Here is an 18,155-nt window from a genome sequence, read left to right as displayed (position 1 = left end):
TCTGGTCAATGGCAAGAGGCGGAAACCCTTGATCTATAAGGTTATAGCTTCTGGCTATACCATAAACCATTGAAAAGCAATTATACAGAAGGGGCTTCTTCTGATAAGATAGACTCAACTTGAATTTTTGGAGGACAAAACATGTCAACTACAATCATCGGATTCCCTCGTTTGGGTGAATTCCGCGAACTAAAATTTACAACTGAGAAATATTTTAGAAACGAAATTACAGCTGAAGATTTGTTGGACGCTGCAAAAGAATTGCGTGCCAAACACTGGAACATTGTCAAAGAAAAAGGGATCACTGAAATCCCATCAAATGACTTTTCTCATTATGACAACTTCCTCGATGCTGCTTTCCTTTTCAACGTGGTTCCTGCATCGGTTCAAAACTTGGACTTGTCTGACCTTGAACGCTACTTCGCCTTGGCGCGTGGTTACCAGGGAGAAAAAGGGGATGTGCGTGCTCTTCCAATGAAGAAATGGTTCAACACTAACTACCACTATATCGTTCCAAAATTTGAAAAAACAACAGAAGTCAAATTGGCTGGTCACAAGATTTTTGATGAGTACCAAGAAGCGAAAGACTTGGGTCTTGACACTCGTCCAGTTGTGGTTGGACCATTCACTTTCCTTCAATTATCAGACTTCGAAGAAGGCGTGAAGGCAGAAGACTTCGTTGATAGCTTAGTGGCTGCTTACCAAGATGTTTTTGCTAAATTGGCTGAGCTTGGTGCAACTCGTATTCAATTGGATGAAGCTGCTCTTGTTAAAGATTTATCAGCTGAAGAAAAAGCGCTCTTCTTGAACCTCTACAACAAGCTCTTGGCTGACAAGAAAGGTCTTGAGGTTCTGATCCAAACTTACTTTGGTGATGTACGTGACATCTACGCTGACCTTGTGAATTTGCCAGTAGATGCGATTGGTTTGGACTTCGTTGAAGGGAAGAAAACTCTTGAACTCGTTAAAGGTGGCTTCCCAGCTGACAAGACTCTTTATGCAGGGATTGTCAATGGTAAGAACATCTGGCGCAACAACTACGAAGCAAGCTTGGAAATCTTGAAACAAGTACCAGCTGAAAACATCGTTTTGACTAGCTCATGCTCACTGCTTCATGTGCCATTTACAACTGCCAATGAAGACTTTGAACCAGCTATCTTGAATCACTTTGCCTTTGCTGTTGAAAAATTGGAAGAACTTCGTGACTTGGATGCTATCCGCAATGGTCAAGGTGAAGAAGCTCTTGCAGCAAACAAAGAACTCTTTGCGACAGAACGTGTCGGAGCAAATGCGGAGCTTCGTGCGCGTATCGCTGGATTGACTGATGCAGACTACACTCGTTTGCCAGCCTTTGCAGAACGTGAAGCTATCCAAGAAGATGCCTTCAAACTTCCAGCCCTTCCAACAACAACGATCGGTTCATTCCCTCAAACCAAGGAAGTTCGTGCGAAACGTTTGGCTTTCCGTAAGGGTGAATTGTCACAAGAAGAATACGATGCCTTCCTTGCTGAAACTATCGACGAATGGATCAAATGGCAAGAAGAAGTTGGATTTGACGTGCTTGTACACGGTGAATTCGAGCGTAATGACATGGTTGAGTACTTCGGTCAAAACTTGTCCGGTTACCTCTTCTCTAAGAATGGTTGGGTACAATCATATGGTATGCGCGGGGTTAAACCACCAATCATCTGGGGTGATGTCACTCGTCTTAACCCAATCACTGTTAAATGGTCTAGCTACGCACAAAGCCGTACGGACAAACCTGTTAAAGGGATGTTGACTGGACCTGTTACCATCCTTAACTGGTCATTCCCACGTGAAGACATCTCTATCAAGGATTCTACTCTTCAAATCGCTCTTGCTATCAAGGATGAAGTTCTTGACCTTGAAGCTGCAGGCGTGAAGATTATCCAAATCGACGAGGCTGCTCTTCGTGAGAAATTGCCACTTCGTCGTAGTGACTGGTACGAAGACTACCTTGACTGGGCTATTCCAGCCTTCCGTTTGGTACATTCAACAGTAGCACCAGACACACAAATCCACACGCACATGTGTTACTCAGAATTTACAGATATTATCCCAGCCATCGACAACATGGATGCAGACGTCATCTCATTTGAGGCAAGCCGTTCAAACCTTGAAATCTTGGACGAACTCAAAGCGAAAAACTTCCAAACAGAAGTTGGACCTGGGGTTTACGATATCCACTCACCTCGTGTGCCTAACGAAGGCGAAATCGATCACACTATCGAAGCTATCCTTGCCAAAGTACCAAGCAGAAAAGTTTGGATCAACCCTGACTGTGGTTTGAAAACACGTGGAATTAAAGAAACAAAAGAAAGCTTGATCCGTCTTGTAGAAGCGGCAAAAGCTGCTCGTAAAGCGCTATAAAGCAAGTAGAAATTCCTAAGCTTGCTCGATAGCAAAAAAAGAATTGCTCAATCAAGAAAGGAATACATTTGATGACTAAGCAAACACCGTCGCTCTCCTTTGAGGTTTTCCCTCCAAATCCTGAAGTAGGCAATGCCAAGCTCTTACGTGCCTTGGAAAATATGCAGGAATTAGCTCCACACTTTATCAGTGTGACAGCTAGCAATAATAAATACAATATCAAAGAGACGACGGTTGCTTTAGCCAATCATATTCAGAATGAATTGTCTATTCCGACCATTGCCCACTTACCTGCCATCTATCTAAGCAAGGAAAAAGTAGCAGATACCCTTCATGAATTAGATCAAGTAGGGGTTCATCGGATTTTGGCCCTTCGTGGTGATATTATTCCTGGTATTGAGCCTTTAAAAGACTTTCGTTATGCAACGGACTTGATTGAATTTATTAAAACAGAAGCTCCTCACTTTGATGTGATCGGTGCTTGTTACCCAGAAGGTCACCCAGATTCGCCAAACCAAATTTCAGATATTCAAAATCTGAAAAAGAAAGTGGATGCTGGATGTTCGAGCCTAGTGACTCAGCTTTTCTTTGACAATGAGCGTTTCTACGATTTTCAAGATAAGTGTACCTTGGCGGGAATTGATGTTCCCATTCATGCAGGGGTGATGCCAATTCTTAACAGAAACCAGGCCCTTCGCTTGTTGAAGACTTGTGAAAATGTTCATATCCCACGGAAGTTCAAAGCCATTCTGGATAAGTATGAACATGATCCAAAATCTCTTCGTGCGGCTGGTTTAGCCTATGCGGTGGATCAAATCGTTGATTTGGTCACACAAGATGTTGCCGGTGTCCATCTCTACACCATGAACAATGAAGATGTAGCCTATCATGTCCACCATGCAACAAAAGCCTTATTTGAACACCAACCAAATTTGGAAGTGATTTAATCAACAGTCTAAGCAGGAATTGTAGAGATTGAGAAAAATTTTTCTCAGTCTCTTTTTTACTTGGGCCAATCGCTTGCTAAAAGACAACTTTTTTTTTATAGTATTAATATGAAGATTTTGGAGGCGCTTGCAATGAAGAGAGAACTCACGTTGAAGTTATTTGGACCCCCTAAGGTTGTTTTCCAACAGAAAGACATCCGTTTTTCCTTCTCGAAGATGGAGGCTTTATTTTATTACTTAGCTGTATCGGGTGAGGTCAACCGTGATGAAATTGCGGGCATTCTCTGGGGGGACAAGGAAAACCAAGTCGCTCGGAAAAATCTACGGAATACTGTTTACCAAGCTAATAAAATCTTTGAAGGAGATGTCATTGTTTCTCCAAGTAGGAGTAGCTTGGCCCTTAATTCTGAGCTGAATCTTTCTTTGGATGTCCAGCTTTTTGAAAGGGATCCGATAAGCAATTTACATCTTTATCAGGGAGATTTTCTGGAAGGCTTCTACGTCAAGGATGATGAGGACTTTGACCAGTGGGCTTCCCGTAAACGGAGCGCTTATAAGCAACTCTATATTGAAAGCTGTTATCAAAAGATTGACAAAGAGGGGCTGGGAGACCCTGGTATAGAGTCCTTACTCCACCATTTAGTAGAGCTGGATGAATTTGAAGAAAAGAACTACCAGCTCTTGATGGAGTATTATAGAGTTCATCACCAGCTGGGGAAATTTTTTGAGACCTATTACAAGCTGGTGGATTTATTGGATCGTGAGCTGAATGTTCGTCCTAGTCGAGTGATAGAAGAACTGTATCATTCTGTTTTGGAAGCTAAGCGAACCCATAAACAGAGCAATCGTGTGAATGTCCGAGAACTCCCTTTCTTTGGTCGCAAACAAGAACTGTCCCAACTGGAAGAATACCTATCCTTAGTAGAGAAGGGGGAAGCGGTTGGCCCTCTCTTGGTCATGGGGCAATCTGGAACAGGCAAAAAACGTTTATTGCGTCAATTGGTCTTGCTGTCCAATCGTAGTTTTAGCTTTGTCAAGCTGGAAGGCAAAGTCGGCAGTCGCCAAGAAGAAGGAGGGATCTGGGACGACCTCAAAGCTTCCCTAGAGAAAGTGAGTGGGGGCTTGGAAGCTCCTCCTCTAGGAAAAGCGGACAATCTCCCTGCTGTCCGGAAGCACCTTCAAAGACTCAGCCAAGAAAAACCTCTCCTGATTCTGCTTGAAAATGCTCAGTGGATGGATGCGGCCTCATTCAATAAAGTAAAGCAATTGGAGGAGAAAAGTAGCGGGGAAAGATGGCAACTGATTGTTACAGCTGAGGGGCCTTTGCCGGAATTCTTGGTCACCTTCTTTGGGAGTTTAAAAGTCGAGAGACGGTTGTCCCAGCTAGAGTTGACCAATTTTGATCCGAGTGAAAGTCGATCACTCTTACAAGGGCAACTGGGGCAGATAGAACCAGCCCTGATCGAGCAAATGATGGAGTGGAGTGAAGGTAGTCCCTTCTTGTTGTCCAGCTATATAGAAGAGTGGAAAGAGAAGGAAAGTTTAGAGCCCTTACCTGATATTATTCAAGCCTATCTGTCTCAAGAGCTGGGTGACTTGAGCAGTGAAGAGGAGTCCCTTCTTCATTATTTGTCTTGTTTTCATAAGCCGATATCCATGTCTATCTTGGCCGATTTGACAGCTACAGATCTTTCTGTTTTAACTGCATTATTAGATCCTTTAGCTCAAAGAGGAATCATCTCAATAGTGGAGGAGGGGGAGGATCTCTTAGTCCAATTTTGCAAGCAATTGGTAGCCATGTATTTCTACCAACTCCTGTCACCAGCCAGACGGCGTCTCTTCCATCAACAAATCGCGCAAAAACTGGAAGAAACCTTAGAAGATTCGACAGACCTGCTCTTCTATAAGGAAATAGCTTACCAATACAAGCAGTCCCAAAATCTCTTGTGTTCCCTATCCTTTGAGCTAACCTACTTGGAAGAAATCCTCCAGCTAGAACATGAACTATTCCCAATATACTCCAAGGGAGAAGAAGGGGGAGTATCAGATGGTGAAAATAGCCATTTGGATATTTTTGGGGAACTCTCTCGTCTTCGTCGAGAACTGGATCAGCTTTTTTCACGACACCAAAAAGATAGAGACTACAAGTATTTGCAACTGCGCTACTTGTATTTAGAGGGGCGCTACTTCATTCGAAGTGGTGAGTACCAAAAGGGGATTCATGATATTCAAAAGGTCATCTCCTATGCGCGGGAACTCAAACGGCTCGACTTTCTTTTAGAAGGGTACCGGCAAATCATTTATTATTGCATTCAAACAGAAAATATTTCTGAAATGGCCTATTACACAGATTTGGCTTTAGAAGATGCGATTCAGGCCAACAACCATGAAGCGATTGCGATTCAGTTACGTTTGAAGGGTTTGTACCATTTGATGGTAGGGGATGAGGAGCAGGCAACCCGCCACCTCTATCGCTCCATTGATTGCTTTAGTCTGACCAATAGCATGCAGGCCAAGTATGCCATTCAAATTGCAGCATCTTTAGCCTACCTGGCTGAAATAGAGCAAGTGAGAGGGCATTTTCAAGTAGCTGTCACCCATTTGGAAGAGGTCCTACGCTTGGTGGGAGATCAATCTGTTGATTCAGTCCGAGTGGTGTTTGAAATTGATCTTGGGATTGCCTACTATTGGAAGGGAGATTTGGTCCAAGCCCGCTTCTATTTTGACAGGGCTCAAAAGGTTTTGTCCGGCGTTCGCTTCCCTTGGAAGGAAGAATTGCTCGAATTTTATCAATCCTTAATCGCCTGTCATTTTGGCGAGCAAGAGAAGGTGGCAACTTATCTGGCTCGTAAAGAAGGAACCATGAAGCAAACGACGAATGCGCGAGACAAGGGGATGGTTTGTTATCTCTTAGCCTTCTTGGCGGCCCAGAAGGAACAAGGAGAGCAACTGGTTCCTGCTTTGAGCTCTTTCTTGAAAGAAGATAAGGGCTACTACAAGAAACTGGCAGAGCAACATCTGACTCCATATAGAGACCGTCCCTTCCTCAAGAGATTAAAAGTCCTCTAGTATAGCTCATCAAGTGTCACGAAGGAAGAATAAAAAAAGGCTTATCAACACCCAAGGGATGGATGTTGATAAGCCTTTTGTATGTTAGAGAGGTTTTGCATCTTATTTTTGTTGGGACAAGATTTGGGTCAAGTAAAAGATAAAGGTTGCAGCCAGGTTGGAGGTGTGGTTGTCAATATCATGAGGAGGGGAAACTTCCACAATATCAAATCCAATCAGTTTGCCGCTAGCAGCAATGTGTTGGAGCAACATTAGGGCTAGTTTTGGATCCACACCAAGTGACTGGATGGCACTGACGCCAGGGGCAGAACCAACGGCAAAGCAGTCCATATCGATAGAGAGGTAGACCGCTGTCTGTTTTTCTAAGAATTGATCAATCCGATCAAGAATGGCCTGGTGGCTCATCCGGAAGAGATCTTGTCCTGTTAAGAAATCAATGCTTGGTGTTTTTGCCACATAGTTGAATAGGAACAGGTTGTTGCTGTGTTCCTGGATGCCCAAAATCAAGTAAGGGAAATCTTTGCTCTCTTCTTTTGCGTGGTCTGCCATTTGGCGAAATCCTGTTCCAGAGTTGGGACCAGTTTGGTCGTAAGGACGCAGGTCAAAGTGAGCATCTAGGTTTATGACAGCCAATTGTTCATCTGGTTGCAAGGAGGATTTGAGGCCCAGGTAGTGACCATAAGCCGTTTCGTGCCCTCCACCGAGGACGATTGGTTGAATATTTAGCTCCAACATCCGTTTGACAGTTAGAGAGAGGCTCTCTTGCAAATCTTCAAGAGAACGATTGGGGCCATCGATATTTCCGACATCAAAAACTGTGACGTTGGTGCCCCAGTGCCAAGGAAGTTTGGCGAGCTGGGTGCGAATAGCATTAGGACTTTCGACAGCACCGACGCGACCGTTATTGATATAGACTCCTTTATCGCTTTTAAAACCAAGGATTCCAAAGGTGACTTCTTCAAAAGGAGTCAAGGTTTCATCATTCAAATCCAAAAACTTCGTCAGCATTCCCCATTTGGCTGTATAAGGATTGTCTTCAATACTGCCTTGGTAATAACTGTAAGTCGTTGGGTAATAATCTCTAAGCACGTTACATGCCTCCGTTTGTTGGTATTTGGCTAGAATTGGAAAGGCTGAGAAATTTTCTCAGCCTTTTTCTGCTGTATCCTTACTGTATCAGTATTGAATGCTTAAGTCAACTGCTTTTTCGATGGTTGCTAAGAATTCTTCACTTTCGACAACAGCAGATGCTTTATTGAGTTCTTCGAAGATTTCGATGTCCTTGTCAAATTCAATGAAGGCCACCTTGCTGCGAATCATGTCATAGGCTGGTTTTGTACCTTTACCAAGTTCATGATTTTCTGGTTTGAGATCCAAGGCTTGGCAGGCTGCCATAATTTCAGTAGCAACGATGCGGCGTGAATTCTTAAGGATTTCTGCTGCTTTACGAGCTGCTGTAGTTCCCATGCTGACGAAGTCTTCTTGGTTTTCACAAGATGGGATAGAGTCAACGCTGGCTGGGTGAGACAAGATTTTGTTTTCAGATGCAAGAGAAGCACAAGCATACTGCGTAATCATGAAGCCTGAGTTGAGGCCAGGGTGTTTGACCAAGAAGGATGGCAATTTACTAAGCTGGCTGTTGACCAAGCGTTCCACCCGACGTTCAGATACGTTTCCGATCTCAGAAAGGGCAATACCCAAGAAGTCAAATGGTTGTGCCATTGGTTCACCGTGGAAGTTACCTCCGGAGATGACGTGTCCTTCCTTGGTGATGATTGGGTTATCTGTCACAGAGTTGATTTCGATTTCAACTTTTGTTTTTACATAAGCAATAGAGTCTTTGCTGGCTCCATGGATTTGAGGAATACAACGGAGTGTATAAGGATCTTGTACCCGTTGTTGGGTCGCAACAGTTGTGTTTTTGCTTCCTTCAAGGAGGTTACGGATATTACGAGCGGTTGCCAATTGTCCACTTTGAGGACGGATAGTATGAAGGTCTTCTTCAAATGGGCTGGTAATACCATTGTGGACTTCCATTGAAAGAGCACCGGCAATGTCAGACAGTTTGAGCAATTGGATACCATCATAAGTCGCAAGAGCGCCGATACCGGTTAGGACAGTCGTACCATTGATCAAAGCAAGCCCTTCTTTGGCAGCCAATTGGATCTTTTCAATACCAGCTTGGTCGAGAGCTTCTTGACCGCTCAAGAGTTGACCTTTGTAGTAGGCGTGTCCAAGTCCCAACATTGGGAGCACCATATGAGAAAGGGGGGCAAGGTCTCCGGAAGCTCCGAGTGATCCTTTTTCTGGAATATAAGGAGTCACTCCTTTGTTAAGCAATTCTAATAGTTTTTCAACAGTTGACAGACGAATGCCAGAATAGCCTTTTAAGAGCGAGTTGATCCGGATGAGCATGATAGCACGAACGGCATCTTCTGGAAGTGGATCACCAAAACCAGATGCGTGGGTACGAATCAAGTTTTCTTGCAGTTGGACAGTATCTTCTGGAGAAATGCTGACATTACAGAGAGAGCCAAATCCAGTGGTCACACCATAGACAACACGTTTTTCACGGACGATATCATCAACAATTTTACGAGATGCGATAACAGCTTCTTTGGCTGCTTCGTCTAACTCACATTGGGCACCGTGCCGAGCGACGGCGATGACCTCTTCCAGTGTTAAGCTGTTACCATCTAAATGAATCAATTGAGTCATATAAAACCTCCGATTATGAATTGTTCTGTAGAAGTAGATTTGTTTACTTCGGTTTGAATACCAAACGTGAGCCCATTGTCTATGATTCTTAGAAGGATTGAAAGAAGTCTTAGAGAAAAGAGCTCAGGTTTGATATTCGTGGCTTCTTAGATGGGCTAGGGAGCAAAGGAATGCTTTGCTCCCTAGCCCATCTAATGTGTAAATAGAATTGGTGAGGACTGTTTTATTTTTTAGCTAGTTTGTCACCGTGGAAAACAAAGTAAAGTCCACTAGCGATTACTAGACCGATAGCTCCCCATACAAAGTTCATTAGATTATCCCCTGCAATCATCAAGATACTGATGACAACAGCCAAAATTGGGATAACTGGACCGAATGGCACTCGGAAGGTAACCTTTTTCTCTGGGTACATTTTTCTGAGTTTGAGCGCTGCCAAAGCAGTCGGAATATATTGGAAGAAACGGAAAACAACACTGAAAGTTGCTAAGGATTCGAAAGATCCAGATAACAAGAGTAAGAATGCAAAGAAACCGGAAATGATAATGGCAATGACAGGAGCATTCTTGGAGTTTGTTTTTCCAAGTTCTGCTGGCAAGAGTTTTTCGTCTGCTAGGGCAGCACCGAAACGAGGAACCATAATGGATTCACCGATGTTGAGACCGGCGATTGAAATGAGAGCACCATAGGAGACAAGAGGGGCACCGATAGGGCCAATCATTTTAACAAATGCGTCTTGTACTGGTGCCTCGGTTCCCATAATGCCTCCACCAAGCATAGCGATTGTTCCAGCGATGATCAACATGTAGAGAACTGAGACGATACTGATGGATCCCAAGATAGCACGAGGAACGTTCTTTTCAGGGTTACGCATTTCCCCTGCAACGATGGACATGGTTTCGAATCCGATAAATCCATAGAAGATGTAAACAGCGGTACTAGAAATAGCACTAAAGAGATTTGATCCACTTTCCAATTGAAGGAAAGGTGTGAAGTTGCCCTTGCTTACTCCACCAGGAATAAAGAAGATGGCGAAGAGTGAGAAGAGGACAATTGGGATTAATTTTGCAACAGTAGCTGTCAGTGTGAACATTTTCGATGTTTTCAGACCGGCGATGTTCATAAGACTCAAGAGAACCAACATAACGATACTAATCTGTAGGTTGTAGCCTTCGAATGCTGGGAAGGTAATGATGAAGATCTTAGCAAAACCAGCTAGCATAGCAGCCCAAGCGATAACGGTAACGGCCCATCCGAGGATCCCGACGTTAAAGCCGACAAAGTCTCCGAAAGCTGCTTTTGAGTATTGCATGGCTCCACCGTTTTTATCAAAGTAGCCAGCCGTTTCAGCCAGACAGGCTGATAGTAGCATGACAAGAATAGCTACTCCAAACATGACGGCCAGGGAAGCTGGTCCGAGGCCAGAATATATCTTTTTGGGCAAGAGGAAGATACCAGACCCAATCACGGCATTGATACCGTATAGAGTGGCACCGCTAAAGCTGAATTTCGCTTTTTCTTGTTCCTCAATCGACTGTTTATGTGCTCCGTTCATAATGTCTCTCCTTTAAAACATTATCTTAGCGCAGTCCAGATAGCAATCGGTTGCTTCCCAGACTGAAGGGGTGAAAACGTAATTGTCATCTCTTGAAGAGGAGATGCTTGTTCGATAAACAGGAGCTCGTGAGTTTTGAGGGAGTAAAGTTGTCCCTTTTTCCATTCAAGTGTTAGTGGACAGAGAGCATAGATCAATTGATAGCGACTCTGGCTCGTGACACTTTCTTTTGGGGATATAGCACTCATATGCCCCTGATAAGAAGGTTTATAGATTAGATTAAAATCTTGACAGGTCCCTTGGCTAGATACGGGATCTCCCCCGTCAAAGAAGTAGCTTTGAAATGGCTTCAAAACAACTTCTTTATGTTGATGGGTGAGTGTAATCGATGAAGTCAGAGGCATCAAGATTCGGTGGTAGCCAGTGAGATCAGTAAAATCACTTTTTTCAACCTCCACCGTTGCAGTAGAGAGGCGAAAGTCAAAGGTCCGATCTGGATAACTTCCCTCTTTTGGAGAGAGGAAGAGTTGGGTGGTTTGACCACCAGACCAAGTAGAAATCTGATAATCTGCGGGGGTGAGATGAAGGATAGTCACCATAGGACCTCCTCTTTCTTAAAAGAGACCAGTAATATTGCCTTGGGCGTCGATATCAATCTTTTCACTGGCTGGAACTTTTGGTAGGCCAGGCATGGTCATGATCGTTCCTGTGAGCGCAACGATAAAGCCAGCTCCTGCTGCCACCTTAAGGTTGCTGATTTTGACAGTGAAATCTTTCGGTGCTCCGATCTTCTTGGCATCATCCGAGAAGGAATATTGCGTTTTGGCCATACAGATTGGGTAGTTGGAGAAACCAAGTGCTTCCAATTCTTTTAGTTCGCGTTTGGCCGCGGGTGTTAAGCTGATGCCTTTACCACCATAGACTTTTGTGACGATCTTGGTCAATTTTGTTTCAATGCTGTCTTCTTGGTCATAAACATAAGAGAAGTGGTTTTCTTCTTGAGCTAGTTGAATGACTTTTTCAGCTAGGTCACGGCCGCCAGCTCCACCATGTGCCCAGACATCAGAGATGACCACGTCTACATTGCGTTTCTTACAAGATTCATAGACAGCTTCTAGCTCAGCCTCTGTATCCAGCGGGAATTTGTTGATGGCAACGACCACAGGTAGACCGTAGACTTCTTGGATGTTGGCCAAGTGTTTGTCCAGGTTTGGCAGACCATCGATCACGGCTTGGACATTTTCAGTAGCCAAGTCCGCTTTGGCGACACCACCATGCATCTTGAGAGCACGGATGGTCGCGACGAGGACAACGGCAGCAGGTTTGAGTCCGGCCATGCGGCATTTGATGTCGATGAATTTTTCAGCACCGAGGTCTGCTCCAAAACCAGCTTCTGTCACGACATAGTCTGCATATTTGAGGGCTAGTTTGGTAGCCAGCACACTGTTACAGCCATGAGCGATATTGGCAAATGGTCCGCCGTGGATGATAGCCGGAGTATGCTCCAAGGTTTGTACCAAGTTTGGATGGATGGCATCTTTGAGAACAGCTGCCATGGCACCTCCAGCCTTGAGGTCTTTGGCTGTCACTGGTTGTCCCTGGTAGTTGTACCCAATAATGATGCGATCGAGGCGTTCTTTGAGGTCAAGGATATTTTCTGAGAGACAGAGAATAGCCATGATTTCAGACGCCACCGTGATGTCAAAGCCATCTTCACGAGGAACTCCGTTTGTCTTTCCTTGAAGGCCGTCTACAATATGGCGGAGTTGCCGGTCGTTCATGTCGACCACCCGTTTCCAGGTGATGCGACGAGAATCGATGCCCAACTCATTGCCATGATGGATGTGGTTGTCAATCAAGGCTGCAAGTAAGTTGTTGGCAATCCCAATGGCATGGAAGTCTCCGGTAAAGTGAAGGTTGATATCTTCCATTGGAACCACTTGAGCGTACCCACCACCGGCAGCACCACCCTTGATCCCAAAGACAGGGCCAAGTGAAGGTTCGCGGAGGGCAATGACCGCTTTCTCACCGATAGCAGAGAGGGCATCCACTAGTCCAACAGAGGTGGTTGTCTTTCCTTCTCCAGCAGGTGTCGGAGAGATGGCTGTCACGAGGATTAGCTTTCCATCTTCCTTGTCCTTTAGTTGTTCCAGTTGGTTGCTATCGATTTTTGCCTTGTATTTTCCGTAGAGCGAAATGTCGTCTTCAGTCAATCCAAGTTCAGCAGCGATTTCCATGATGGGCTTCATTTGGACAGAATTGGCAATTTCAATATCCGATAAAACCATAGAATCCCTTCTTTCTTTGTAGGTATTAAAGTTATAACGTTAATTGGTAGGTTTAAGATAGGCTTTCTAAAATGCTTTGGTAAATGTTATCTGCAAGCTCAGAGCCTGTTTGGAGGAGTTCGAGTCCCTTGCTATGGTATTCTTGGACGAAGTCTTGGTCCTTGATTCCTGAAATGTTGATCAGGACATTGAGCCAAGCCCCCTGAAGTCCAGCCTTGAGATTGAGAGCAGCCACTCCTAGGTCACTCGCCGCATTGGTGTTGGACTTACCAACAGCTTCTTTTGTTGTTTCAAGCGCCTCAACGATGAGCTCCATCATAGAGAAAGGAGATACTGTCGCATGTTTCAAAGCTTTTTGCATGGCTTCACGACGAGCGACTTTCTCTTCTTCCGTTTCCTTTGGAAGATCAAAGACTGCTGATACCACGTTGAAAGCTTCTGTATCTTTGTCGATGGCTTCTAGTAATTGGTCTTGGAGGTGGGCACTTTTTTCGTGAACCCCTTTGATGTGGTCTTCAAATTCAGCGTATTTTTTCTTACCGATGGTCAGTTCACAGACCATTTTTGTAAGTGAAATCCCGTTTGCAGCAGATAGGGCAGCAGCAGAACCGCCACCTGGAGCTGGGGCATCTGAACCAAGAACCTTGGCAAACTCTGTAATACTTAAGTCAACTAGTTTCATAGAACTCCCTTTCTAACCCAACAAGTGATTTTCCAAGACTTGTTTGCTATAGTCAAAGTCTTCTAATTGCAAGTAGTATTCAGCAGAGTCAATCAAAGCCTTAGCAGGAGCCAGTCCAATGAGTTCTGTTCCAGTGATGCGAACCCCGTAGCGTTGTGCTTCGAAACGAACGGTTTCAACGACGCGATACAATGGGAATTTTTCCAAGTTGACCATGTTGATAGAGACTTGGGCGATGTTGCGATCTTCTAGCATGACACCGATTGCTTTACAGTATTTGTATCCACCGCTAGATCCACGAATGATTTTAGAAATGTTGTTGGCAATTTCTAGATCATCTGTGTCAAGGTTGATATTGAAAGCAACGAGTGGCATACGGACACCAACGGCTGTAACCCCTGCAGTTGGGTGAATCTTGCGTTCACCGTAGTCTGGCTTCCAGTCTTCTTCCAACAGTTTTTCTGGCATTCCTTCAAATTGTCCTTTGCGAACCTTCGCCAAGTTTTTTCGTTCTGGGCGAGTTGCAGCATCTTCATAAAGGAAGATTGGAATACCTAATTCACGATTGATGCGTTCGGCTACTTTATTGGCGATTTCGACACATTCATCTGTTGTGATATCTTTGACTGGAACGAAAGGACAAACGTCTGTTGCCCCCATACGAGGGTGTTCGCCTTCGTGCTTGGTCATATCGATGTTTTCAGATGCGTATTTTACCAATTGGAAAGCAACTTCTTGAATGCTTTCTTCATCCCCAACGAGTGTAAAGACGCTCCGGTTGTGACTGGCGTCAGACGAGTAGTCCAGCAGCGTAACACCTGGAATACTTTTTGCTGTGGCTGCTAATCCGTCGATCACAGCTTGATTGCGTCCTTCAGAGAAGTTTGGAATACACTCAACAATTTTTGCCATATGATTACCTCTTTTTATAGGAGAAGTTGGGGAGGAGGAGTCTTTGTATTTCCTCCCCTTTCTCAATTTTTATTTTTTGATGTTAAAACAATTTTTGAACCGCATCTTTGACCAAATCTTCATCTGCCAGATACGGAATGGTGATGTGGTCTGTTCCTGCATGGAGGCGGTTGTATTCGATGGCTGTTTCGATGGCATGGTTATTTCTTGCCCAGTTCCGACGAGCAACCCCACCCATGGTATCCCATGCAATCGCAGATTTGATGATTTCGTCGATCCGGTGGCTACCGTCTAGAACGAGACCAAATCCTCCGTTGATGGCCTTACCGATACCAGTACCACCACCATTGTGGAGAGCCACGAGACTCATACCGCGAGCGGCGTTACCGGCGTAACATTGAACCGCCATATCGCAGGTAACGTTTGAACCATCTTTGATATTGGAGGTTTCACGGAATGGAGCATCTGTACCAGATACGTCATGGTGGTCACGTCCAATCATGACCGGTCCAATCTTGCCTTGGCGAATGAGTTCATTAAATTTCAAAGCGATATTGACACGTCCCATACAATCTTGATAGAGGATACGAGCCTGTGTACCAACGACTAATTGGTTCTTTTCAGCATCGCGAATCCAGTTGTAGTTATCGCGGTCTTGGTAGCGACGAGTTGGATCGATCGCTTCCATAGCAGCGTGGTCAGTTGCAATCAAGTCTTCGTGTTTACCGCTTAGGCAGACCCAACGGAATGGACCATAACCATAGTCAAAGAGCATAGGTCCCATGATATCTTCTACATAAGATGGCCAAATGAAGCCGTCCTTGTCATCGAGACCATTCTTAGAAATTTCCTTGATGCCAGAGTCGTAAACAGATTTCATAAAGGCATTACCGTAGTCGAAGAAGTAGGTACCTTTAGCCGTCAAAGCTTTAATCACTGCAAAGTGACGAGCTAAGGTTTCATCGACCAAGCGATGGAAGGTTTCTTTGTCTTCTGCCAACAAACGTGTCCGTTCTTCAAAGCTGATCCCAACTGGGCAATAGCCACCATCATAGACGTTGTGGCAAGAGGTTTGGTCAGACAAGAGGTGAACGTGGACTTGGTGTTCGTTGACATATTCGAGCAAGTCTACGATATTACCATGGTAGGCAATAGAAGTTGATTCACCAGCTTCCAGTGCTGCTTGAGCCAATTTCACAGCTTCTTCGGCACTGTCGGTTACTTGGCTAATCCAACCTTGAGAGTGACGGGTTTCGATCCGAGAGCGGTCTACTTCTGCAACGATGGCAACAGCTTTTGCAATTTCAGCTGCTTTCCCTTGAGCTCCACTCATACCACCGAGACCAGACGAGATGAAGAGTTTACCAGTTAAGTCGCCATCATCAGGCACACCGAGTTTAAGACGTCCAGCATTAAGGAGAGTGTTGAAGGTACCGTGAACGATCCCTTGAGGACCAATGTACATCCAGCCACCAGCCGTCATCTGACCGTAGTTGGTAACGCCCATTTCTTCAGCGATTTCCCAGTCGCGCATATTGTCATACTCACCGATCAAGAGACCGTTGGTAATGATGACGCGAGGAGCTTCTGGTTTAGACTTGAAGAGGCCGAGAGGGTGACCAGATTCAACCACCAAGGTTTGGTCTTCTGTCATGACTTCCAAGTATTTCTTGATCAAGTTGTATTGCATCCAGTTAGCACAGACAGAACCTGTTTCTCCGTAAGTGACCAATTCATATGGATAAAGGGCGATTTCAAAGCTCAAGTTGTTGTCAATCATAACCTGCATAGCCTTAGCAGCAGTGCATTTTCCTTTGTACTCATCAATTGGTTTGCCATAGATCCGATCTTTTGGACGGAAGCGATAGCCATAGATCCGACCGCGAGTTTTTAGTTCTTCCAGAAATTCTGGGATCAACTCTTGGTGGAATTTTTTAGGGATGTAACGCAGAGCGTTTTTAAGAGCAATCTCAGTCTGAGCTTGCGTTAAGCGGAAGCCTCTATCAGGTGCACGACGGATGCCTTCTTGAAAAGTTGCCTTTTCAGGTAGGACATCAAAGTCAAGTTTGACAGACATAGCAGCTGCAATTTCTTTATCGTCTATAAATGACATAGTAGGAACCTCCTTATGTGTAGACTATGAATTTATATTTTCTTTATTGTATCCAAGAAACGTCAATAAAGAGTCAAAAATAAATTTAATTTTTAATAAAGCAAAAAATAATGAGGGAGAAACTTTTTGACTTTTTTTTGACGCTTTTCCTGTAGAATTGTAAAATGAATAACAATGGAAATAGAAAGGAATGTTTTCATATGTCTGCTGATGTAATCTTAACCCACTTTAACCAGTTGTTTTGTCCAAATGATCTAGGCCATCCTCTCTATGGAAAAGAGATGGCAGAAGCGCGAATCCTATCCGATGCTTATATTGCTATTAAGGATGGAAAAATTCTTGCAGTTGGAACAGGTCAACCAGATCCAGAACTGATCGATGACCATACGGAAGTAAAATCTTGTGAAGGGAAAGTTGCGACTCCTGGTTTGATCGACTGTCATACCCACCTGGTCTATGGAGGCAGTCGTGAACATGAATTTGCGAAAAAGTTAGCTGGTGTTTCCTACTTAGACATCCTCGCTCAAGGCGGTGGAATTCTGAGCACTGTTCGGGCAACTCGTGAAGCATCTTTTGACAATCTCTATAACAAGTCCAAACGATTGTTGGACTATATGTTGCGTCATGGAGTGACCACCGTTGAAGCTAAGAGTGGCTATGGTTTGGATTGGGAAACGGAAAAACGCCAACTAGATGTAGTAGCTGCCTTGGACCGTGACCATGAAATTGATCTGGTTTCGACCTTTATGGCAGCTCATGCGATCCCGACAGAGTATAAGGGCCGTTCTCAAGAGTATTTAGATCTCATCATTGAGCAAATGCTTCCAAAAGTGAAGGAAGAAAAGTTAGCTGAATTCTGTGATATCTTCTGTGAAAAGGGTGTCTTTACAGCAGATGAGTCTCGCTATCTTCTGTCAAAAGCCAAGGAAATGGGCTTCAAACTGCGGATTCATGCGGATGAAATCGAGTCTATCGGTGGTGTGGATGTTGCAGCTGAATTGGAATCTACTAGCGCAGAACACCTGATGGTGATTACCGATGAAGGCATTCAAAAACTAGCAAAAGCAAAAGTTATCGGCAATCTGTTGCCTGCTACAACCTTCAGCCTCATGGAAGATACCTATGCACCGGCTCGTAAGATGCTGGATGCTGGGATGGCCATCACTCTAACAACCGACAGTAACCCAGGATCCTGTCCGACAGCCAATCTTCAGTTTGCCATGCACCTCGGTTGCTTCATGATGCGTTTGACACCAGTTGAGATTCTCAATGCGGTAACTATTAATGCAGCTTATTCAGTCGATCGTGCCAAAACCATTGGATCTTTTGATACTGGAAAACAGGCCGATATCACTATTTACGATGCACCAAATCTAGATTATCTCTTCTATTTCTTTGCGACCAACCTAGTGACAGATGTTTATAAAAATGGTAAAAAAGTGATTTAATCCTCTCGTTTCAAATGTGACCTAAATAGAAAAAA

General features: G+C 44.4%; 12 protein-coding genes. 4 read left to right on the top strand and 8 right to left on the bottom strand.

The window, feature by feature from the left end; genetic code table 11:
* Positions 1-141: 141 nt before the first annotated feature.
* The 3 genes from metE (at position 142) to EAI95_RS05630 (ending at position 6,407) form a co-directional block, all read left to right on the top strand.
* On the top strand, positions 142-2,391 hold the full coding sequence (gene metE, locus EAI95_RS05640) for a 5-methyltetrahydropteroyltriglutamate--homocysteine S-methyltransferase (protein ID WP_129822445.1): 2,250 nt from the start codon (positions 142-144) through the stop codon (positions 2,389-2,391).
* A gap of 71 nt (positions 2,392-2,462) precedes the next feature.
* Positions 2,463-3,338, top strand: a complete 876-nt coding sequence (gene metF, locus EAI95_RS05635; protein WP_048716370.1) for a methylenetetrahydrofolate reductase [NAD(P)H] — start codon at positions 2,463-2,465, stop codon at positions 3,336-3,338.
* Between the two features lie 132 nt (positions 3,339-3,470).
* Complete coding sequence (locus EAI95_RS05630; protein ID WP_123159533.1) at positions 3,471-6,407, top strand: AAA family ATPase; 2,937 nt, start codon at positions 3,471-3,473, stop codon at positions 6,405-6,407.
* 102 nt (positions 6,408-6,509) lie between these two features.
* On the opposite strand, the gene hutG is transcribed toward EAI95_RS05630, so the two are convergent.
* The 8 genes from hutG to EAI95_RS05590 form a co-directional block, all read right to left on the bottom strand.
* A complete protein-coding gene (gene hutG / locus EAI95_RS05625) occupies positions 6,510-7,496 on the bottom strand; it encodes a formimidoylglutamase (protein ID WP_048716377.1) in 987 nt (328 codons plus the stop codon).
* Positions 7,497-7,583: 87 nt separating this feature from the next.
* The gene (hutH, locus tag EAI95_RS05620; RefSeq protein ID WP_048716381.1) at positions 7,584-9,125 is read right to left on the bottom strand and encodes a histidine ammonia-lyase; all 1,542 of its coding nucleotides are present in this window, start codon (positions 9,123-9,125) and stop codon (positions 7,584-7,586) included.
* Between the two features lie 223 nt (positions 9,126-9,348).
* Positions 9,349-10,677 carry an APC family permease gene (locus EAI95_RS05615; RefSeq protein ID WP_048716383.1) on the bottom strand — a complete coding sequence of 443 codons (1,329 nt, stop codon included), beginning with the start codon at positions 10,675-10,677 and terminating at the stop codon, positions 9,349-9,351.
* 20 nt (positions 10,678-10,697) lie between these two features.
* Entirely contained in the window at positions 10,698-11,276 is a 579-nt protein-coding gene (locus EAI95_RS05610; protein ID WP_129270067.1) for a HutD family protein, read from the bottom strand.
* A 15-nt stretch (positions 11,277-11,291) separates the two neighbouring features.
* Entirely contained in the window at positions 11,292-12,965 is a 1,674-nt protein-coding gene (locus EAI95_RS05605; protein WP_129270069.1) for a formate--tetrahydrofolate ligase, read from the bottom strand.
* Between the two features lie 52 nt (positions 12,966-13,017).
* Entirely contained in the window at positions 13,018-13,647 is a 630-nt protein-coding gene (locus EAI95_RS05600; RefSeq protein WP_023027214.1) for a cyclodeaminase/cyclohydrolase family protein, read from the bottom strand.
* A 12-nt stretch (positions 13,648-13,659) separates the two neighbouring features.
* On the bottom strand, positions 13,660-14,559 hold the full coding sequence (gene ftcD / locus EAI95_RS05595) for a glutamate formimidoyltransferase (protein ID WP_023027213.1): 900 nt from the start codon (positions 14,557-14,559) through the stop codon (positions 13,660-13,662).
* 82 nt (positions 14,560-14,641) lie between these two features.
* Entirely contained in the window at positions 14,642-16,672 is a 2,031-nt protein-coding gene (locus EAI95_RS05590; protein ID WP_048716395.1) for a urocanate hydratase, read from the bottom strand.
* 200 nt (positions 16,673-16,872) lie between these two features.
* On the opposite strand from EAI95_RS05590, the gene hutI reads away from it, so the two are divergent.
* Entirely contained in the window at positions 16,873-18,120 is a 1,248-nt protein-coding gene (gene hutI / locus EAI95_RS05585; protein ID WP_048716397.1) for an imidazolonepropionase, read from the top strand.
* Positions 18,121-18,155: the final 35 nt, after the last annotated feature.

It is taken from the genome of Streptococcus sp. bf_0095 (assembly GCF_004166885.1).
Classification (GTDB): domain Bacteria; phylum Bacillota; class Bacilli; order Lactobacillales; family Streptococcaceae; genus Streptococcus.
This window is presented reverse-complemented; position numbering and strand designations above follow the sequence as displayed.